Annotated in this window: 25 protein-coding genes and 1 pseudogene; 11 read left to right on the forward strand and 15 right to left on the reverse strand. The window is 35.2% G+C overall.

Annotated elements, in window-relative coordinates; genetic code table 11:
* Positions 1-96 precede the first annotated feature (96 nt).
* Both NSS97_RS23635 and NSS97_RS23640 read left to right on the forward strand, forming a co-directional pair.
* Positions 97-960 (forward strand): alpha/beta fold hydrolase, encoded by an 864-nt coding sequence (locus tag NSS97_RS23635; RefSeq protein ID WP_107887368.1) that lies wholly within the window; start codon positions 97-99, stop codon positions 958-960.
* 56 nt (positions 961-1,016) lie between these two features.
* A complete protein-coding gene (locus NSS97_RS23640) occupies positions 1,017-1,430 on the forward strand; it encodes a VOC family protein (protein ID WP_061689091.1) in 414 nt (137 codons plus the stop codon).
* 92 nt (positions 1,431-1,522) lie between these two features.
* Here the strand turns inward: NSS97_RS23640 and NSS97_RS23645 are convergent, their stop codons facing one another.
* The 3 genes from NSS97_RS23645 to NSS97_RS23655 all read right to left on the reverse strand — a co-directional run bounded on the left by NSS97_RS23645 (position 1,523) and on the right by NSS97_RS23655 (position 4,079).
* Positions 1,523-1,810, reverse strand: a complete 288-nt coding sequence (locus tag NSS97_RS23645; protein WP_107887367.1) for a hypothetical protein — start codon at positions 1,808-1,810, stop codon at positions 1,523-1,525.
* 123 nt (positions 1,811-1,933) lie between these two features.
* A complete protein-coding gene (locus NSS97_RS23650; protein WP_107887366.1) occupies positions 1,934-2,623 on the reverse strand; it encodes a response regulator in 690 nt (229 codons plus the stop codon).
* A 1-nt stretch (position 2,624) separates the two neighbouring features.
* Positions 2,625-4,079: a sensor histidine kinase gene (locus NSS97_RS23655; RefSeq protein WP_044442128.1), complete on the reverse strand. Its 1,455-nt coding sequence runs from the start codon at positions 4,077-4,079 to the stop codon at positions 2,625-2,627.
* Positions 4,080-4,228: 149 nt separating this feature from the next.
* Between NSS97_RS23655 and NSS97_RS23660 the strand changes: the two genes are divergently transcribed.
* From NSS97_RS23660 to mscL, 3 genes are all read left to right on the forward strand, one after another.
* The gene (locus NSS97_RS23660; RefSeq protein ID WP_044442126.1) at positions 4,229-4,909 is read left to right on the forward strand and encodes an ankyrin repeat domain-containing protein; all 681 of its coding nucleotides are present in this window, start codon (positions 4,229-4,231) and stop codon (positions 4,907-4,909) included.
* Positions 4,910-4,988: 79 nt separating this feature from the next.
* The gene (locus tag NSS97_RS23665) at positions 4,989-5,915 is read left to right on the forward strand and encodes a Gfo/Idh/MocA family protein (protein ID WP_044442124.1); all 927 of its coding nucleotides are present in this window, start codon (positions 4,989-4,991) and stop codon (positions 5,913-5,915) included.
* Between the two features lie 128 nt (positions 5,916-6,043).
* Positions 6,044-6,445 carry a large-conductance mechanosensitive channel protein MscL gene (mscL, locus tag NSS97_RS23670; RefSeq protein WP_002015591.1) on the forward strand — a complete coding sequence of 134 codons (402 nt, stop codon included), beginning with the start codon at positions 6,044-6,046 and terminating at the stop codon, positions 6,443-6,445.
* Positions 6,446-6,494: 49 nt separating this feature from the next.
* On the opposite strand, the gene NSS97_RS23675 is transcribed toward mscL, so the two are convergent.
* Entirely contained in the window at positions 6,495-6,767 is a 273-nt protein-coding gene (locus NSS97_RS23675; protein ID WP_000636592.1) for a DUF3917 domain-containing protein, read from the reverse strand.
* Positions 6,768-6,919: 152 nt separating this feature from the next.
* On the opposite strand from NSS97_RS23675, the gene dhp61 reads away from it, so the two are divergent.
* The 3 genes from dhp61 to NSS97_RS23690 all read left to right on the forward strand — a co-directional run bounded on the left by dhp61 (position 6,920) and on the right by NSS97_RS23690 (position 7,911).
* Positions 6,920-7,222 (forward strand): protein Dhp61, encoded by a 303-nt coding sequence (dhp61, locus tag NSS97_RS23680; RefSeq protein ID WP_002129439.1) that lies wholly within the window; start codon positions 6,920-6,922, stop codon positions 7,220-7,222.
* A 74-nt stretch (positions 7,223-7,296) separates the two neighbouring features.
* Positions 7,297-7,533 carry a DUF3949 domain-containing protein gene (locus NSS97_RS23685; protein ID WP_002138662.1) on the forward strand — a complete coding sequence of 79 codons (237 nt, stop codon included), beginning with the start codon at positions 7,297-7,299 and terminating at the stop codon, positions 7,531-7,533.
* 15 nt (positions 7,534-7,548) lie between these two features.
* Complete coding sequence (locus NSS97_RS23690; RefSeq protein WP_002138663.1) at positions 7,549-7,911, forward strand: DUF4288 domain-containing protein; 363 nt, start codon at positions 7,549-7,551, stop codon at positions 7,909-7,911.
* Positions 7,912-7,945: 34 nt separating this feature from the next.
* On the opposite strand, the gene ccpA is transcribed toward NSS97_RS23690, so the two are convergent.
* The 5 genes and pseudogenes from ccpA to NSS97_RS23715 form a co-directional block, all read right to left on the reverse strand.
* Complete coding sequence (gene ccpA, locus NSS97_RS23695; protein ID WP_002034370.1) at positions 7,946-8,944, reverse strand: catabolite control protein A; 999 nt, start codon at positions 8,942-8,944, stop codon at positions 7,946-7,948.
* Positions 8,945-9,219: 275 nt separating this feature from the next.
* A pseudogene (locus NSS97_RS23700) lies at positions 9,220-9,699 on the reverse strand (bifunctional 3-deoxy-7-phosphoheptulonate synthase/chorismate mutase); the annotation flags it as partial.
* 172 nt (positions 9,700-9,871) lie between these two features.
* Entirely contained in the window at positions 9,872-10,888 is a 1,017-nt protein-coding gene (locus tag NSS97_RS23705; protein ID WP_002138665.1) for a CamS family sex pheromone protein, read from the reverse strand.
* 113 nt (positions 10,889-11,001) lie between these two features.
* On the reverse strand, positions 11,002-11,328 hold the full coding sequence (gene ytxJ, locus NSS97_RS23710) for a bacillithiol system redox-active protein YtxJ (RefSeq protein WP_002067603.1): 327 nt from the start codon (positions 11,326-11,328) through the stop codon (positions 11,002-11,004).
* A 2-nt stretch (positions 11,329-11,330) separates the two neighbouring features.
* Positions 11,331-11,840, reverse strand: coding sequence for a DUF948 domain-containing protein (locus tag NSS97_RS23715; RefSeq protein WP_012261840.1), 510 nt, complete (start codon positions 11,838-11,840; stop codon positions 11,331-11,333).
* 187 nt (positions 11,841-12,027) lie between these two features.
* Between NSS97_RS23715 and NSS97_RS23720 the strand changes: the two genes are divergently transcribed.
* Positions 12,028-13,143, forward strand: coding sequence for an aminopeptidase (locus tag NSS97_RS23720; RefSeq protein WP_107887365.1), 1,116 nt, complete (start codon positions 12,028-12,030; stop codon positions 13,141-13,143).
* Between the two features lie 50 nt (positions 13,144-13,193).
* On the opposite strand, the gene NSS97_RS23725 is transcribed toward NSS97_RS23720, so the two are convergent.
* From NSS97_RS23725 to NSS97_RS23740, 4 genes are all read right to left on the reverse strand, one after another.
* On the reverse strand, positions 13,194-13,376 hold the full coding sequence (locus tag NSS97_RS23725; RefSeq protein WP_000878351.1) for a hypothetical protein: 183 nt from the start codon (positions 13,374-13,376) through the stop codon (positions 13,194-13,196).
* Entirely contained in the window at positions 13,373-13,777 is a 405-nt protein-coding gene (locus tag NSS97_RS23730; RefSeq protein WP_107887364.1) for a PH domain-containing protein, read from the reverse strand. The genes NSS97_RS23725 and NSS97_RS23730 overlap by 4 nt, the downstream gene beginning before the upstream one ends.
* Positions 13,778-13,854: 77 nt before the next feature.
* Complete coding sequence (locus tag NSS97_RS23735; protein WP_107887363.1) at positions 13,855-14,346, reverse strand: GNAT family N-acetyltransferase; 492 nt, start codon at positions 14,344-14,346, stop codon at positions 13,855-13,857.
* Positions 14,343-14,891, reverse strand: a complete 549-nt coding sequence (locus NSS97_RS23740; RefSeq protein ID WP_002138671.1) for a GNAT family N-acetyltransferase — start codon at positions 14,889-14,891, stop codon at positions 14,343-14,345. The genes NSS97_RS23735 and NSS97_RS23740 overlap by 4 nt, the downstream gene beginning before the upstream one ends.
* A 143-nt stretch (positions 14,892-15,034) precedes the next feature.
* Here NSS97_RS23740 and NSS97_RS23745 point away from each other — a divergent pair, with 143 nt between their 5' ends.
* Positions 15,035-15,379: a PadR family transcriptional regulator gene (locus NSS97_RS23745; protein WP_012261844.1), complete on the forward strand. Its 345-nt coding sequence runs from the start codon at positions 15,035-15,037 to the stop codon at positions 15,377-15,379.
* A complete protein-coding gene (locus tag NSS97_RS23750) occupies positions 15,376-16,038 on the forward strand; it encodes an HAAS signaling domain-containing protein (RefSeq protein WP_341114160.1) in 663 nt (220 codons plus the stop codon). Before NSS97_RS23745 ends, NSS97_RS23750 begins: the two co-directional genes overlap by 4 nt.
* Positions 16,039-16,091: 53 nt before the next feature.
* On the opposite strand, the gene murC is transcribed toward NSS97_RS23750, so the two are convergent.
* A complete protein-coding gene (gene murC, locus NSS97_RS23755) occupies positions 16,092-17,402 on the reverse strand; it encodes a UDP-N-acetylmuramate--L-alanine ligase (RefSeq protein WP_002015598.1) in 1,311 nt (436 codons plus the stop codon).
* Positions 17,403-17,653: 251 nt separating this feature from the next.
* A complete protein-coding gene (locus tag NSS97_RS23760; protein ID WP_002015597.1) occupies positions 17,654-18,772 on the reverse strand; it encodes a nicotinate phosphoribosyltransferase in 1,119 nt (372 codons plus the stop codon).
* Positions 18,773-18,784: the final 12 nt, after the last annotated feature.

The raw sequence follows: 18,784 nt of genomic DNA on the forward strand, positions 1-18,784 counted from the left end.
GTTTTCTGTCGGTAAGTCGATATATTTTGAGATTCGCTGATATATTTTATTTAAGAATTAGCCGGTCCAACTTTTATGAGAAAAGGTCGTGATATTATGTGGACACAACAAATAATCAACACGAAACGTGGCACATTTGAAATCTTTACAAAAGGAAATGGCGAACCGCTTTGCATTACACATCACTATTCACAATTTAATGAAACTGGCGATTACTTTGCGGATGTTTTCACTGCTACGCATCGTGTATTGCTCATTAATTTACGAAACGCTGGTAACTCAGCAAAAGCCAATTCAAAAAAAGAATTAAGTATGATTGAAACCGTTCACGACTTAGAAGCAATACGAGAAGCTTTACAACTCCCAACATGGCATTTCGCTGGCCACTCAACAGGCGGTATGCTTGGACTTTTATATGCGATTACATATCCAAATTCCTTACAATCATTAGTCATCGTTGGAGCCGCAGCAAGTAACTATACCGAAACACTATTTTGCATTTATCACCCAGCACATCCTCAGTTTCATTATATGCAACAACTCATCGAAAACTTGAAAAGCCCTCATCTTACAAATGCAGAACGAAAAAAATTATCTACTAAGAGAACCGAATTATCATTGTATAAACCTGAAAACTACAACTCTTATTTTTGTAAACCAATCCAAAAAACAATGTCCGCTAGCCGGATGAATGCTTTCTCTTGTGAATATCCGTTATTTGATTTAAGAAAGTACTTACCTTCTATCCACACAAAGACGCTTATTATTTGCGGAAGACATGATGTGCAGTGCCCGATTCAATATTCTATTGAAATGCATGAGGGAATACGCAATTCTATTTTTGTGCCATTTGAGGACAGTAACCATTATCCTTTTTTGGAAGAAGCCAGTCGGTTTACTTCTATTACTCAAGAATTTTTTTGGATTAAAAAGAAAATTAAGGACTCACAAAGGCAATAAGTCTAGGAAGAGAGAACAAGTTTATTAGTGCTGTTTTGCTAAAGGAGGAAAATAGGGTGAAAGAAAAATTATTAAGAGTTGGAACGACTTATATTCCAGTTACCAACGTAGAACTTTCTTCAAATTGGTATGTGAACAAATTGGGAGCAGAGTTGAACTTTAAAGACGAAGACAAAGCTATTATTAACTTTGCAAATCAAAGCTTTTTTCTAGTTAAATCCCAAGATAATCAAACCTTAAATTTTTTTGATTTTCACGGTAAAGAACGCTTTTCTATAACATTTGAAGTTAACGGATTACATACACTAGAATCAATTCATAGTGAATTTATTGAAAAGGAAATTCTAGTTGGAGAGATTGAAAACAGAGGGCATGCTGGGAAGAATTTTGTTTTTTATGATTTAGATGGTAATAAATTTGATGTTTGGAGTGAATTAAGTCCTATTTTCAAAGAAAAATACCTAATATAGAGTGATTTTTTACAATCAGACGCAAGTATTAAATAACACAGAAAGATACGAGGCTTATTCCATTAAAGCCTCGTTAATGAATATATTAACCCTCAAGAAAAATATTTCACACTAGAAACAACTAAAAGAAGAACAACAAAAACTACTAAACCTAAATCAATAAATACTGACTTTTTATCTCCTTCTTTTAAAGTTATCACAAAATTAGAAATTATTTTAATTCCAAAAAAGACCATCATAAATAACCCACCGAAATGATCATTCGTAGAATCTTCATCATAAAACATTTGTATTGCACCGATAATTAATAAGATAAGTATGATATTGGTTCCAATCTTTAAAGCCTTGTTTGATTTATTATCTTTTAATGTATCTCCCAAAATGTAGCACGCCCTCTCATGCTCTCCTATGTTTTATCTCTCTTTATATTTTAACATAAATTACCTATTATTCCCTTTTTGTTCGAATAACATAAAAAACCTACCAATTACTTGGCAGGTACATTACACGTTAAAGCGATAACCAGCTCCCCACACTGTTTCAATATATTGCGGATGAGCAGGATCTCTTTCAATTTTTTCACGTAACTTTCTAATATGAACAACAACCGTTGCTAAATCGCCAGCTGAGTCTAATCCCCAAATGCGTTCAAATAACTGTTCTTTATTTAATACTTGGTTTGGATGCGTTACAAAGAATGTTAATAAATCAAATTCTTTCGTTGTAAACGCTATTTCTTCATTGTTTATAAAAACTTTTCTCGCTCGCTGATTGATAGAAATTCCATGAATATATAACGTATCGCGTTGCTTACTCACATTTCCTGATAATCTTTCATAACGAGAAATATGTGCTTTTACCCTTGCGACTAATTCACTTGGACTAAACGGCTTCGTTATATAATCATCCGCGCCTAAACCGAGTCCGCGAATTTTATCTATATCCTCCTTCTTTGCTGAAACAAGTAAAATCGGAATGTCTTTTATAGCACGTATTTGTTTACAAATTTCAAAACCATTCATTTTCGGAAGCATAATATCTAAAATAATTAGATCATAATCTTCCTGAAGAGCCATTTGTAGACCTACTTCTCCTGAATGTTCTACATCGACTTGAAAATCACTAATTTCTAAATAATCTCGCTGTAATTCTGCAATACTTATTTCATCTTCTACTAGTAAAATTCTCTTCATTCTACTCACCACATTCCTGTACTTTTTTCAATGAGAAGAAAATACTTGTACCTTCCCCAAGCTTACTTTCCGCCCAAATTTCCCCGCCATGTTCTTCAACAATTTGCTTCGCTATCGCTAAGCCAAGTCCACTTCCACCTGTGCTAGAATTTCGCGATTGCTCTGCACGATAAAACCGCTCAAATATATACGGCAGCGTATCAGCTTCTATACCTGACCCATTGTCCATCACTTTCACAATAACTTTATTGTTATCACTCAATACTGTTACAGTAATTTTCTTCTCTTCTTTATCCATGTATTTCACACTATTATGAATCAAATTTGATATAACTCTATTTATCTTTTCGCAATCAGCCGTTACATATAGTGGTGATGATTGTAATTGTAAGTAAACTTCTATACCTTCCTCACTTAAATCCATCTGCATCTCTTCTAATAATTCCTGCATAAACACGTTTAACTCCATCGTTTCAAACTGAAAGGGAACTCGATTCAAATCAAGCTTTGAAAACAAAAAGAGCTCATCAATGAGTGTATCCATATGTTTTGCCTTCGTATGAATGGTCGTTAAATACTTATCCATTTTTTCTGGCGTATTTGCGACTCCATCTTTTATGCCTTCTACATATCCAATAATAGATGTAATCGGTGTTTTTAAATCATGAGATATGTTTGAAATGAGTTCTTTTCGATTTTCTTCATACTGTGTTTGCATCTCTATCGACTCTTTTAATCTCTTCCTCATTTCCTCAAACCCTTGATTTAATCGCCCAATCTCATCATAGGATGTAACTGGAATTTGAAAATCTAAATCCCCTTCTTTAATTCTCCCAGTCGCATCTTTCAATACAAAAATTGGTTTTATCACACTTCTTGAGACGAAATAACTTAATAACCCTATGAGTAAAATGGCTAACAGTAAAAGCGCTCCGAACAAAATTGGAAATAATTTTTGTGTAAGATCGACAAATGAACTCTGCCTTTTTAGTACAAATATACTCCCTTCTTCATCTCCGGGAAAATAAAAATCAAATTTTACATATCGATAAAATGTATCGCCTAGTTCCGTTGTACCACGACTATTAATATTTGCTGATTCAAATTTCGGAATGGCTTCTTTTAAAGATACACCTTCAAATATTTTTGTAGCATAAGAAATGGTTTCTCCCTTTCTTACAATTATTTTCACACCTTCTTTTTCAAGTGAGGAAACGAACGATTCATCTAATAGTTGTGATTGATTTTTCTTTGCCGCTAATTTCAATTCAATATACGTATTCTCTTCTTCTGGTGTAAGCGGCTTTTGAATATAGGAACTTTTATAGAAATTTTTCACTGATTCCAAGTCTCCTGTTATGGAAAAAACAATTAAAAATCCCGCGACTAATATGAGCGTGATGGAAACGAGAATAACAGCGATATAAGAAAATAAAAATCTTGTTTTAATAGACATATCTTACATCCTCACTTTAACAAACCTTGTTATTCATAAGCATAAAAATATATGTTCAAATACTCAAGCGATTTTATAGTAATTTTAGCGTCAGTTTATAAAAATTTAATGTTCTTATTTTACAGTTGCAATGAGGAGGTTGAAATTCCATGTTCAAAAAAACATTAAGCATGATCTGTTGCGTAATTTTTTTGCAAGGATGCTCGCAAGAACAAGAAGTAAAAAAGGAGATGAAAAACATGGAGACAGCGCTACTAACAGCTACTGAGAAACAAGAAACGAATACTGTTATATCATTACTCAAAAAAGGGGCTGACATAAATATAACGGACAATAAAGGACGTACTTCTCTTATGATTGCTACATACAAAAATGATGTAAAAACCGCCAAAGCTCTTATCGACGCTGGTGCTGACGTAAATATCCAAGATGATATGAAAAACAATCCATTTCTATACGCCGGTGCAGAAGGTTACTTGGACATTTTAAAACTAACGATTGATGCTGGTGCGGATCCAACGCTTACGAATCGTTACGGCGGAACAGCTCTTATTCCCGCGTCAGAACATGGCTATATTGATGTTATTAAAGAACTCCTTACGCGAACAACTATTGATGTTAACCATGTAAATAATCTCGGGTGGACCGCTTTAATGGAAGCCATCGTACTAAGTAACGGAAACGAAACACAGCAACAAGTCATTCAGCTTCTTATTGAGCACGGTGCAGATGTAAATATTCCAGACAACGATGGTGTTACCCCGCTAGAGCATGCTCGCGCTCATAACTTTGAAGAGATAGAGAAGATTTTGTTAGAAGGGCGTAAGTAAAAAGCTATTTTTTGCCTTCCTCCCCCACCCTATGCTACATTTAACCCGGTACATCAATATTAATAGGGTGGGAATAAACATGAACAAACCTAAAATTGGGATGATTGGACTTGGAAGTATTGCGCAAAAAGCCTATCTTCCAACACTTACAAAAGAAACAGATTGGAATTTTGTAGGGGCGTTTACACCTAACGCAGAGAAAAGGAAACAAGTTTGCCAACAATACCGCATTCAAGACTTCCATTCTATTGAAACGTTAGCTTCGGAATGTGATGCAATCTTCGTTCACAGTTCAACTGCTACACATTATGAAATCGTTTCTGAACTTCTGAAAAAAGGAATCGACGTTTATGTTGATAAACCGCTAGCAGCTACAGTGGAACAAGCTGAGCAACTAGTCGAGTTGAGCGAAAAGCATAACCGAAAGTTAATGGTCGGATTTAATCGCCGATTCGTTCCTATGTATGTTGCTGCAAAAGAGCAAGCTCATGATATTTCATGGGTTCGAATTGAAAAACACCGCACAAATAAAGTCGGGCCATATACGTACGACTTTACTATGTTAGATGATTACTTACATATTGTAGATACTGCTCGCTGGTTAGCTAATGATGATCTTAACGTCGTTCATAATATGATGCAAATTAATGAAAAGAATGAACTTCTTTACGGACATCATACATATACAACTGCAAATGGACTGTTACTTTCAACAGCGATGCATCGCCATGCCGGTACAAACTTAGAACAAATTGAACTTGTAACAACAGGGAAAATCATTCGCGTAAAAAATATGAACACATTTGAAGTTGAGCAGGAAAATTCAGTTTCTCAGATTGGTTCACCATCATGGGATACGACGTTAAAACAGCGCGGTTTTGAAGATGCTGTTCATCATTTTATTGAATGTGTACACGGCGATACAAAGCCTGTTGTAGATGGATTAGAAGGATTAAAAACGCAGCAACTGTTACAATCTCTACTGGAGAATGTAAACAAAAATTAAAACGGATACATTTTTCAGAATTTACTTTCATTCCCATTTCCTCTTTATTTCTCTCACAAATTTCTATAGAATATGTTGATAGGAATTATAAATTTCATAATGAATCGTGGAAAGGATGGGATTAACACATGTGGAACGAGTTTAAAAAATTCGCATTCAAAGGGAATGTAATCGATTTAGCTGTCGGGGTTGTAATCGGTGCTGCATTCGGTAAAATCGTTAGTTCTTTAGTAAAAGATATCATCACACCATTACTTGGTATGGTACTGGGCGGCGTTAACTTTACAGATTTAAAACTTACATTCGGTAAATCATCTATTATGTATGGTAACTTCATCCAAACTATTTTTGATTTCTTAATTATTGCAGCTGCTATCTTTATGTTTGTTAAAGTTTTCAACAAACTAACATCTAAAAGAGAAGAAGAAGAAAAGAAAGAAGAACTTCCAGAACCAACAAAAGAAGAAGAAATTCTTGGCGAAATTCGCGACTTACTAAAACAACAAAACTCTTCTAAAGATAGAGCATAATTGAACGGATAAAAAGGCATGCCCCCTCGGGACATGCCTTTTCTATATGCTATAACGTTTCTGAATTCATATGAATAAATAAAATAATACCAGCAACCATAAGTACCATAATACTACCTGCAAATAGTGTAATACCCATGAACATTAAACTTGTGCTCATGTCCACTGATACACTTTCAATAAAAATAGAAATTACATACGTGATAAGGGCGATTCCTGCAAGAATACTTCCTGGAACAAATCGCTTTAAGCCATTTTGTTTTAACGTCATATATGCAAAAATAGCGGTCATGCAAAGCGTAATTATCCAAAGAACGATCATCTCTTCTCCCCCCTCACAAGCCTTTTCTTTCTATTATACATGACATTGCCCTATAATAGTTAAATTTGCACTTGTGTGACATATAACAAGGAATCTCCCCCACTGTAGCGAAAGCATTACAACATACACTTACACAATAAGGAGGCTTTCATTTGGAATACACTACCACATGCAATTTGGAGCTATCCGAAAGATTCGATTATGTTACGATTGACTTAGAAAAACAGTTTTTTTGCATCGACGTTGTAAATTTGCAAAGCAATACAGCTGTACTAAAAATATCAATTAACTTGGAAATAGATGAAACAATGGTAGAGGGAAATATAATTCAGTACGATACTTTGTACATAGACACATTATTACAAGGATTAAAATGTATTGCTCAAACATGTATTGATCGCAATTTAAGAAACCAAGAGGAACTGTTCGCATTTTTAGAAGAAAATGCGCCCTAATAATAAATGGTTATTTTTTCTTTTTATTGATATAATTGTTATATAGAAATATTCTTTGTAAGGGAGTGTTCATAATAATTTGGATTTCACTAATCGTATTAGCCTATTTCATCATTCTCGTCCCAATACAGTACAACTATATTAAGATGCTCAAGGAAAAACAGAAAAAAATGAACGTGTCTCAAAATGAACTTTACGACAAAATGTCTTATGAAGAATCCCAAATACATTATCATTATCAAAGTAACGTATTTACAATACCCGCTTCACTTATCGCGAGTATTGTTTATAAAGTAAAACATTCAGCATAAGGAGACTGATCTCATGTGTATGCTGTAAAGTTATTATTTGAATCTGTCCATTCAGGTGAGCCTAATCCTAGTAAAATTGATGAACATTATGAAGAGAATCACGATACACTTTTTGAAGAAAGTATCATTCTCGTTAAGGCGAACAGTTTAGAGGAAGCTCATGAGCTAGGTGAAAAGATAGCTCTACAGTCTGAAGATACGTACGATAATATGTACGGTGAGCAAGTAACATGGACGTTTAGAAAAGTGTTGCATGTTTTCGAATTAGATGACACACCATTTGAGACAGGAAAAGAATTATATGCACGCTTTTTACATGTTAAGAAAACTGAAAGTGTAGATACAGTAGTTAAACACCATTATCCTGAATATGAATAAAAGCTCACAGCTATCGCTGTGAGCTCTCTTATTCTTACTTCGTTGAATCTCTAAATTGGATACGGTGAGGTAAGATAACTGAGTGATCTTCTACTTTTTCTTTGTTCATATATTTCGTTAGTAGACGCATTGCTACTGCACCGATATCATACATTGGTTGTACAACTGTCGAAAGTTGCGGACGAACCATTAATGCAAGACGTGTGTTGTCAAAACCAAGCACTTCGATATCCGTTGGTACGTTTAATCCCGCGTCTTGTGCTGCGTGGATTACACCTAGTGCCATTTCATCAGAAGATACGAAGATTGCTGTTGGTTTTTCATCCATGCCCCAAAGTCTTTCAAACGCTTCTATACCTGAATCATATGTGTAATCTCCATCAATTATAAGATTTTCATCATATGAAATACCTGCTTCTTCTAAAGCTTTTTTATAACCTTGTAACTTCTTCGCGCTTCCTGCTTTATTAATGAAAGGACCAGAGACGAAACCGATACGTTTATGTCCTTGCTCAATAAAATGCTTCATTGCATCGTAAGCTGCTTGTGTATAATCAATATTTACTGATGACGTTTCATTTTGTTCATCAAATGACGCTGCTAATACAATTGGTACTGGAGATTTTTTGAACTCTTCAACGTGAATATCTGTAATATCTTCACCCATGAAAACAATCCCGTCCACTTGTTTCCCAAGCATCGTATTTAATAAGTGGAACTCTTTCTCTTTGTTCTGGTCAGAGTTACTTAAAATGATGTTATATTTGTACATTGTTGCGATATCTTCAATTCCACGAGCAAGTTCTGCATAAAACGTATTTGAGATATCAGGAATAATAACACCCACTGTAGTTGTCTTCTTACTTGCTAGTCCACGTGCTACCGCATTCGGGCGGTATCCTAAACGATCAATTGCTTCTAATACTTTCTTTCTTGTTGTAGGCTTTACATTTGGGTTACCATTCACAACGCGTGATACGGTAGCCATTGAAACATTTGCTTCACGCGCTACATCATAGATTGTTACGTTCATCTCTTCGCACACTCCTTCTATTTATGTTATCTATTTTTATGTATCGGTTCACTTGAATGAAAAAAAGACATCAACTCTATTTGCAGATGCCAACAATCGTCCCGAGTTCTTCCTTTTACTAATGATACGCTAAAAACACAGGGTCATACAATATTTTCCCGCAAAAGTTTCGAAAAAATTCGCTTCTTTTCTCGTATTTTCGTATTTTTTATGCAAAAAAGGTCAATTTTTGTAAAAAAGCTATGTAACAAGGCTACATAGACTAAGAAATCTTTTTATAATTTACTTCCGAATGCTTTTAATTCTTTCATAAACTCATTGAATTCTGGAATGTCCATTTGCTGCGCTGCATCTGATAATGCAACTGCTGGGTCTGGATGTACTTCAGCCATAATAGCAAAAGCACCAATTGCCATAGCCACTTTTGCAAACGGTAATAGAAGGCCACATCGCCCTGTAGAATGCGTTACATCGACAACAACAGGTAAATGTGTTTCTTTCTTTTAAATTGGCACAGCGGAAATATCAAGCGTATTACGCGTTGCTGTTTCATATGTGCGAATACCACGCTCACATAAAATGATATTACCATTCCCCTCTGCCATACTATATTCTGCTGCATTAATAAATTCTTCAATTGTTACTGATAAACCACGCTTTAATAATATTGGTTTATTTACAGCACCAGCTGCCTTTAACAGTTCAAAGTTTTGCATATTGCGAGCGCCAATTTGAATAACATCAACATAATCTGACACTTTAAAGAAGGCACTGAAAGAGTCTATTTCATAAGAAAAAAGAGGTCATTCCCTACTATGTACAGGTAATGACCTCCTTTCTTCTTTCAACATCTTTAGGAAATTCGAAATGTTTTTCTCGAAGTATTCACTTTTTCAGTAGCCTCAGCTTAAAAACTGTCTTTTTTTATTATAGGAAAGAAACAAACGGTTTATCGCTGTTCTTCTCTTTTATAATAACAGCCTCGATTTTATTCTCGGACTTTATTTGTAATTGAACTTTAGCATCTTTAGGAAATTGTTCTAACATACTTTGAGCAGCCGTTTGAGAGAGTGCCATTAATTCTGACTTACCGTTATATTTAACGACAATATCCATCTTTAATTTATCCATCTTATTTTGCTTATAAGAAATCTTAGCATTAACAGGGATATAATCTCCTGGAGAAAATGCCTTCATTGCTTTAGAAAAATTCTTTAGCTTATCATTATCTTCTCCATGTGCCCCCTCAAATTCTTGAGAAGGATACGAATACGACTTTTCATCAATAGTATCCCAATTTCCAAGATTAGTCTCGTTCTTTTGAACAGTAGCGCTTGAAATATAAGTACCATTCTTTAAAGAACTTGTACTTTCTTGCTTGAATATAGCAAATGTAATTGGAGATTTGTTATATTTATCATTTTTATTAATAGCTTCTATAAGCCCCTTAGCGACTTCAGTACCTTTAGAAATAGCTTCCTCATTAGATACACTTGAAGACATAGATAAACCAATAACAACACCAGATAAGCTTAGTTCATTTGAATTTTGTTTGCCGAAGTAGTCCTGTTCTATAATATTAGTCAAAACTGGTACTTCTTGTTTCGTAACTAATTCATCAATTGTTTTCTCTGGAATATATTGATTTAATTGTAATACGTAATTTTCTGTATCGAATTGTTTTGAAGCAATATCCATTAAACCATTTTCATATTCTGCTAAATCTAGTTTAGAATTAGTTTTAACATTAACTGTATTAATTACCTTTTGTTCTTTTAAAGGAATAACAGTTCTATAGTAATCCTTAGAAACAGCAGTTCTTGGAATCATACTTTTTTCTTTCGTATCTTTCTGTACAACTTCATCCTTCTTCTCAATAGTATTATTGCTGCAAGCCCCCAGTAATAAACTTAAGCTTGCGATGCATAATGCCATTTTCTTCATTGCTTAAAACCCACTTTCAAAAGTCAATTTACTTAGTTTTAAAGTATCTCTAGTGTACCACTAAATATATTGCAACAAAATAAAAAAGAAGCAAGCCCTTCGCTTGCCTCTCCCTATTTTACATTCTCTTCTAAAGCTTCTTTTTTAATATTCCAGTGCGATGTATGCCATACTACCATTCCATCTTTTATGTATAACACTTGCGGAGATTCATGCTTAATGCTGTACTGCTCTGCAACATGGTTCGAAACATCTCTCGCCTCTTGTACGTATAAGTAATATGCTGGCACTTCTCTTTCTTCACCGCAATACGCTTGAAACTCTGTATATGCCCCGTGACTAATTGGACATGTCGTACTATGTTTAAAAAGAACGTAAGGCTCGTTCTTTTCTACTAACGCTTCAAGTTCTTCAATCGTTTCAATCTTCATCATACTCATCATTACTCACCTCTCATGCGAAGTCTAGAGCGCTTCTCTCTCTTTTCAGCCTTCTGCTCAGCTTTCTCAAGTTTACGCTCTTCTTTTTCAATCTTTTTCTCTTGTCTCGTAGTACGGTAATGATTATATACTTCAATTGCTGCGCTGCTCCACTGTACAACTTGCGCTACTTTATCTGCATTATTTTCAATTTCGTCCGTAACAGACTCTGAAACGTTGCGAAGCTTCGTATTTAAAGAGTGAATCGTCGTTCCGATTCCATCCACACCTTCTACTACTTTATTTAGCGACTGTGACTTCTGTTGAATATCATCAGCTAACGCATTTGTCTTATGTAATAATTGCTCCGTCTCTACGCTTATTCCTTGCATTTGCTTTTCTAAACCTTCTAACGTGCTCGCAACGTTTTCTAACGTCTTCTGAACCGATAACAACGTTCTGCATACATACACTACTAATACTGCGAAAGCAACCGCGATAATAGCCGCACTTACATATAGAAGAACTTGCATTTCATCACTTCCTTTATCTTTTTCATACTTTCCCCTATTATACAATCATTTTCCGTTTCATTCTAATCCCTATCTTTTCATTAGAATTTTCATACTTATTCGTTAACTTTAACATAAATGATTCAACAAATTCCACTAAGTAGGTTACAATAGGAGAGGATACATAATTAGTAGGGAGGCTTTACATATGAAAGATCCACGCATTGAAAAGTTAGCATACAATTTAATTAACTACTCTATTCGTTTACAAAAAGGCGAAAAAGTATTAATTGAAAACTTTGGCTTACAAAAAGAACTTGTAACTGCACTTGTAAAAGAAGCATATGCAGCTGGTGGTTTCCCATTCGTTTCTTTAAAAGATCATCAAGTAGATCGCTCTTTATTAATGGGTGCTACTGAAGAACATTTCGAACAAATCGCTGCATATGAAGCTAGTGTAATGAAAGATATGGATGCTTACATTGGCCTTCGCTCTGGCGATAACATTAACGAACAAGCTGACGTTCCAAGTGAACGTATGAAAGTTCACGGCCAAACAGTTGGCAAAAAAGTTCATAGAGACATCCGTGTCCCGAAAACACGCTGGGTTGTTCTTCGCTACCCAAATGCTTCTATGGCGCAGCTTGCTAAAATGAGCACAGAAGCTTTCGAAGACTTCTACTTCGAAGTTTGTAACTTAGACTACGGTAAAATGGATAAGGCGATGGATAGCCTTGTTACATTAATGAATAAAACAGATAAGGTTCGCTTAACTGGCCCTGGAACTGACTTAACATTCTCTATTAAAGACATTCCAGCTATTAAATGCTCGGGTCATTTAAACATTCCAGACGGTGAAGTATACTCTGCACCAGTTCGCGATTCTGTTAATGGTACAGTTTCTTATAACACACCATCTCCTTACAACGGTTATACATTTGAAAATGTACAACTTAAATTTGAGAACGGTCAAATCGTTGAAGCAACTGCAAACGATACAGAGCGCATTAACAAAATCTTCGATACAGACGAAGGCGCACGCTTCGTTGGTGAGTTCGCAATTGGCGTAAACCCATACATCTTACATCCAATGGGAGACATCCTATTCGATGAAAAAATCGATGGCAGCTTCCACTTTACACCTGGACAAGCTTACGAAGATGCATGGAACGGCAACAACTCGAACATTCACTGGGATTTAGTATGCATTCAGCGCCCTGAATACGGCGGCGGTGAAATTTACTTCGACGACGTATTAATCCGTAAAGACGGACGATTCGTTGTAACTGAACTAGAAGCTTTAAACCCAGAGAACTTAAAATAATAATAAAAACGCTCGGAATTGTATCCGAGCGTTTTGTTATTATTTCCACTCTATATCGAGCTACTTTTCTCGCTTTTTGTTTGCTGAAAATGAAAATAATATAAAAGCGCCACTGCAATAGTACCTATTAATATTGGTACATATAGAGGCAGATCCCATTTCATATATACTCTAGTGCAACCAACAAGCACAAACAAAATTTCTAAACAGAATAAAGGTTTTACATATTTCATTTCTTACCTACCATTGCTATTTTCACATTTGGGTTCTCTTTCTCGATAAGCGCGAAAAATTCATTCATATCTTGCGGCATCGCAACCATATGTACTTTGTATGCATTCGTCGTAATTTCAAGAGATTTTCCCACTTGACGAATGATTCTTATCTCTTTCAATACGATATCGTCATTTAAAATGCCGTACTTTAATACACCATTTTCTACTTTATGCTTTTTAATAAATACTTCCCAAATGAGTGGTACATTTACAAGGAAACATAAACCCATTCCAATTAACGCTGACATCCACTGCTCTTTATTTGTGGGAATCATGACAAGTGGATATACAAACATAAAAGCTAACGTGAGACAAACGAAAATTACTACCGATTTACTTCTTTGAATCGGAATGTTCATACACGCACCCCCTACCCCAAATTATACCACTTTTTCCATTTTATTTCATAAAAAAAGGCCATTTCTACATGACCTTCTTAAACAATATATCTATAGAATTTCTTATCCACCTGTAACACTGGAAAACTTTTTGGCAACTCGTCTATACTCACACTTTGGAAATTATTCTTTTCATAAAAGCGATGCGCTGCTAAAAATTTCACTGTTGTTCCTAAATAAATGTCTTTCAAGTTCTTTTCTTTCGCCCAAGAAATTGCCGTTTGAAGTAGCGTATATGATGCGCCCCATTCTTTTCCGCGGAACTCTTTCTTCACGAACATTTTTCTTAGCGCTACTTGATGCTTCCCAATATCTAATAAAGCTACCGTTCCAACTACTTTCCCATCATAAGTTGCTACCCAAAAATTTCCGTTGTCCCTTTGATAGAACGTTTCTATTTCAAGTAAGTCCGGCTGCTCTTCTTTCGTAATAGGGACCTTGTACTCTTTTCGCTGAATATGAACGATAAGATCTACTACTTCATCTTGAAACGTACTTTCATACGGAATAATACAAATCTTCTCGTTCATCGAATCTTCTTCCATTCTGAAGCTAGTAAACTATACACAGCGATATCTTGGAAATGATCATATATCCATTCTTCATCTCTTAAAATACCATCTAATTTAAAACCTAAACGTTCTGGAATCGCACGGCTTTTCGCATTTTCAACACCGCAACGAATTTCAATTTTATTCAGCTTTAAATTATCAAATGCATAATGAAGCACAGTCTTCACACTTCGCGTCATAATACCTTTCGCGCCAGCATCTTCTGCAAGATAATATCCAAGACTCGTAGCTTTCTTACCCCAGCTCACCGGATGAATACCTACCATCCCAACGAGCTTTCCTTTATAGCGTATACCAGCCTCAAACCCATCTCCCTCTGCAAATTTCTTTAACCACATCGGAAAAATTTCATTATACGCATCAGCTGATTTCGTCCCATCTACCCAAGGAAGCCATCTTCGTAAATGATTACGGTTTTGGTCTATTAATTCATATAGTTCCTCTTTATGATGTTTTTCTAATAGTTGTAATTCGATTTCGTCATCTACTCGGAGTGTGAACATGTTTTTTTAGCCCCTTTTAATTTTCCTATTATTCTAACACTTATAGGTGAAAAAAAGTTAAACATTCGCACTTTTTCGGTTTTATATAAGAACAATCACTATATATGATTGATATCTAGATATGAATCATATATAGTTAAAGTATGGAAAAAAATGATAATTTTATAATTCAATTACGTAAAGGTGTTTTTGATCTCGCTATTTTGTCTTTAATAAGCAAACAACCTATGTATGGATACGAAATTACAAGTGCCTTACAAGATATCCCTGTGTTTCATATCCCGAACGGTTCGATTTACCCTATATTAAATCGAATCACGAAAAACAATTGGGCTGTTTCCTATTGGGAAGAGTCCGGTGATGGGCCAAAAAGAAAATACTATCGCATTACAGACGAAGGGAGAGAAATTTTAAATAGTCGCTTACATGATTATGATGCAGTATATCAAGCTCTAATGTTACTAGCTAAAGGAGAGGATAAAAAATGAACAAGGAACAATTCTTTTCAAATGAACTCATTGTTTCTTTCTTACACGATCTTCATAAAGGTTTAATGAACTTACCTACGTCAGCAAGAGAACAACATGTGCTAGAAATCAAATCCGATTTATATGAAAATGCATTAAGTAAAGAAAGTGAAGGGGTACCACCGGCAACCATCCCTTCACAAGTGATTGAAGAATTTCTTCCTCCAAAAGAATTAGCAAAGGAAATTGCAGTAGAATATACAGATGTTATTCAAAATGCACAGCAATCTACAAATACATTTATTAAATATTATTCCGGCCTATCTATCGGTCCACTCGGCGCTTTATCAGTGCCTATTGTACTCGGTTTTATAAATTTTTCTGCTAATTTACCATTTTTACTAACCTTTATTGCAAGCAACATTTGGTTTATCTTTAGAGAAAACCATTGGAATATAGATTTATTAAAATACTTTAAAACAATTATTTTCATCAGTTCAAGACTGCTAATTGCTCTCCCATTCAGCTTTTTCGCTATTCGAATTATGATAACAAAACAATTCGATATGTTTTCATTCTATTATTTAATTGGATATGTACTTTTTAGTTCACTATATATATTCTTATTAAAACAACTATACAAAAAAAATGAACAATACCAACATATCAACGCTTTTTAAAAGATATCGAACACAACAAAAAAGACGCACAGCCAAGCTATGCGTCTTTTCTATTACTTCTCTGCAACTTGAACTTCTTTTACGTAAGCTGCTTCGAATTTTTGGATGTCACCTGCGCCCATGAAAATAAGAACGCCGTTTTTATGTTTCTTTAACACATCCGTTGTTGTATCTGTAATTAGTTCTGCGCCATCGATACGTTTTTGCAGATCTTCAATTGTTAATTCACCTTTGTTTTCACGTGCTGATCCGAAAATATCACATAAGTATACTTGGTCAGCTTTACTTAGGCTTTCCGCGAACTCATCTAAAAATTTCTCTGTACGTGAGAATGTATGTGGTTGGAATACAGCGACAACTTCACGCTCTGGATGTTTTTGACGTGCTGCTTCAATCGTTGCATTAATTTCTGTCGGATGGTGTGCATAGTCATCAATGATAACTTGTTCTCCCATTGGCTTTTCATTAAAGCGACGTTTTACGCCTTCAAAAGTTGTTAGCTGATGCTTAACTGCTTCTACATCAACGTTTTCATAATGGCAAAGCGCGATTACTGCTAATGCATTTAATACGCTGTGATCGCCGTATCCTGTAATTTTGAACGTGTCATAATACGTATTACGAACGAATACATCGAATATAGTACCATCAGTTCTCTTTTGAATGTTACGTGCTTGGAAATCATTATCTTCTCCAAATCCATAGAAAATAACAGGTACTTTCGCTTGAACTTTTTGAAGTTCTTCATCATCACCACATGCAATAATACCTTTTTTCACTTGCAATGCCATCTCTTGGAATGCATTAAATACATCATTGATGTCTGCAAAGTAATCTGGGTGATCGAAATCGATATTTGTCATGATTGCATAGTCTGGATAGTAAGACAAGAAATGACGACGATACTCACAAGCTTCAAATACAAAATACTTACTATTTTCTACCCCATGCCCCGTTCCATCTCCAATAAGGTATGATGTTGGGTGTGCACCTTGCATTACATGGGCTAACAAACCAGTTGTTGATGTTTTTCCATGTGCACCAGTTACAGCAACACTTGTGTACTGATTCATAAGATCACCTAAGAAGTGATGGTAACGATGTACTGGGATATTTAATTCTTTTGCTGCTACGATTTCTTCATGCGTATCAGGAAATGCATTTCCTGCGATAATCACTTGTCCTTCTTTAATATTATTCTTATCAAAAGGAAGGATGGAAATACCACGCTTTTCCAATGCTGTTTGTGTAAAGAAACGCTTTTCATAATCAGACCCTTGAACAGTATGCTTCATGTCATGAAGAATTTGTGCTAATGAACTCATTCCTGTTCCTTTAATTCCTACAAAATGGTAAACTGTCATCTTAAAGAACCTCCAACATTTCGAACTAATACAACGGCCTATCTATAAGACAGTATATGAATCTTTTCTTATTTTGGTAATCATCATACATTTCTGATGCAGTGAATTTCTTTTTATATTCACTTATCAGTGATAAACTCGTACGTACTTCTTTTATGTCCATAACACATTTATTATAGCAAAAAACAAGCCGCTATACTATGATAACAGAAAAACTGATAGGGTCAATCACCTATCAGTTTTTCTCGCTTTTACATATCTTCTTTTGTTTCTAATTGAACACGCTCTAGACGTGAATTTGGACGGTATTTACGACCAGCTTTTGCTTCTGGTTTTCCATTTAATTCTACGTTATCACCAGTAAAACCAATATTCATTTTTAATAAGCTACTTCCTACTCCGTATATATCGACAGGAACATTTTGAGCTTCAAATTCACGAATACGCTTCTCATCAAACCCACCAGTTACAACGATATCTACATGTTGGAACCCTTCCTCATCAAGAGCCTTACGAAGTGCAAATACAAGTGATGGATTTACACCACGTGGATCGAATGTTCCAAGTACTTCTGGGTGACGAATGAAGTATTGATCAATCATTGTGCGAGACGTATCGACACGTACACCTTTTAATGTTGATCCAAATTCACGCGCTACGCGAAGTGCATCTGTAATGACATCATTGTTATAATCAATTAGTACGACTAATTCATCTTCTGGGAATTTTTTATGATATGCCTTTGCAGCTTCAACAACATCACCATTAAACATTTGAATTAAAGCATGAGGCATCGTCCCCATACCACTTCTGCCCCACCATTCATTCATTGCATGCGTCGCTTGCGCGCTCATACCTCCGATGTATGCCGCATAGCCGTCACCAGCTTGTTGCGTATAATGATCGTCACGATCTCCCATGAAAATAACCGGTTTTTCTTTATCTACACTACGTGCAGCTTGGACAACGTTATATACGTTTGTCGCAACTGATGTACGACGAGCTAAAATCCCATCAATTACACCTTCTAAAAAGCCGAAGTATTCATAAGGACCATGAATTGTTAAAACTGTTTCAAACGGACTAATATTATCGCCATCCTTTAAAGAATGAATTTCTAATTCCTCAGGATTTTTGGCAAATGTTTGTAGCAATGCGATTACCTCATCTGCTCCGCAAAGAACTGCATGTTCTTTTTGAAAAAACTGCATTGTTACAACACTTTTCGGGCGAAATTCTTCAATGATTTCTCTAGTTTTTAAAAAGTAAACGGCAGAGAACCAGCCTTCTCCAACACGTTCATCAAATTTAAATGTTTTATTTGTTAGTCGATTTATTTCACCTTTTAATTTTAATTCAATTTCTTTCATGTCGCTTTACTC

The sequence above is a fragment of the Bacillus sp. FSL R12-0074 genome, from assembly GCF_038005725.1.
GTDB lineage: Bacteria > Bacillota > Bacilli > Bacillales > Bacillaceae_G > Bacillus_A > Bacillus_A mycoides.

Bases quoted from the DNA above. Each gene is read 5' to 3' on its own strand.
- NSS97_RS23635 (WP_107887368.1), top strand. From the start codon at position 97: ATGTGGACACAACAAATAATCAACACGAAACGTGGCACATTTGAAATC.
- NSS97_RS23740 (WP_002138671.1), bottom strand. From the start codon at position 14,891: ATGTTCACACTCCGAGTAGATGACGAAATCGAATTACAACTATTAGAA.
- NSS97_RS23720 (WP_107887365.1), top strand. From the start codon at position 12,028: ATGAAAGATCCACGCATTGAAAAGTTAGCATACAATTTAATTAACTAC.
- NSS97_RS23730 (WP_107887364.1), bottom strand. From the start codon at position 13,777: ATGAACATTCCGATTCAAAGAAGTAAATCGGTAGTAATTTTCGTTTGT.
- NSS97_RS23715 (WP_012261840.1), bottom strand. From the start codon at position 11,840: ATGCAAGTTCTTCTATATGTAAGTGCGGCTATTATCGCGGTTGCTTTC.
- NSS97_RS23655 (WP_044442128.1), bottom strand. From the start codon at position 4,079: ATGTCTATTAAAACAAGATTTTTATTTTCTTATATCGCTGTTATTCTC.
- NSS97_RS23665 (WP_044442124.1), top strand. From the start codon at position 4,989: ATGAACAAACCTAAAATTGGGATGATTGGACTTGGAAGTATTGCGCAA.
- NSS97_RS23660 (WP_044442126.1), top strand. From the start codon at position 4,229: ATGTTCAAAAAAACATTAAGCATGATCTGTTGCGTAATTTTTTTGCAA.
- ccpA (WP_002034370.1), bottom strand. From the start codon at position 8,944: ATGAACGTAACAATCTATGATGTAGCGCGTGAAGCAAATGTTTCAATG.
- NSS97_RS23725 (WP_000878351.1), bottom strand. From the start codon at position 13,376: ATGAAATATGTAAAACCTTTATTCTGTTTAGAAATTTTGTTTGTGCTT.
- mscL (WP_002015591.1), top strand. From the start codon at position 6,044: ATGTGGAACGAGTTTAAAAAATTCGCATTCAAAGGGAATGTAATCGAT.
- NSS97_RS23760 (WP_002015597.1), bottom strand. From the start codon at position 18,772: ATGAAAGAAATTGAATTAAAATTAAAAGGTGAAATAAATCGACTAACA.
- murC (WP_002015598.1), bottom strand. From the start codon at position 17,402: ATGACAGTTTACCATTTTGTAGGAATTAAAGGAACAGGAATGAGTTCA.
- NSS97_RS23705 (WP_002138665.1), bottom strand. From the start codon at position 10,888: ATGAAGAAAATGGCATTATGCATCGCAAGCTTAAGTTTATTACTGGGG.
- ytxJ (WP_002067603.1), bottom strand. From the start codon at position 11,328: ATGAGTATGATGAAGATTGAAACGATTGAAGAACTTGAAGCGTTAGTA.
- NSS97_RS23675 (WP_000636592.1), bottom strand. From the start codon at position 6,767: ATGATCGTTCTTTGGATAATTACGCTTTGCATGACCGCTATTTTTGCA.
- NSS97_RS23650 (WP_107887366.1), bottom strand. From the start codon at position 2,623: ATGAAGAGAATTTTACTAGTAGAAGATGAAATAAGTATTGCAGAATTA.
- NSS97_RS23745 (WP_012261844.1), top strand. From the start codon at position 15,035: ATGGAAAAAAATGATAATTTTATAATTCAATTACGTAAAGGTGTTTTT.
- NSS97_RS23735 (WP_107887363.1), bottom strand. From the start codon at position 14,346: ATGAACGAGAAGATTTGTATTATTCCGTATGAAAGTACGTTTCAAGAT.
- NSS97_RS23750 (WP_341114160.1), top strand. From the start codon at position 15,376: ATGAACAAGGAACAATTCTTTTCAAATGAACTCATTGTTTCTTTCTTA.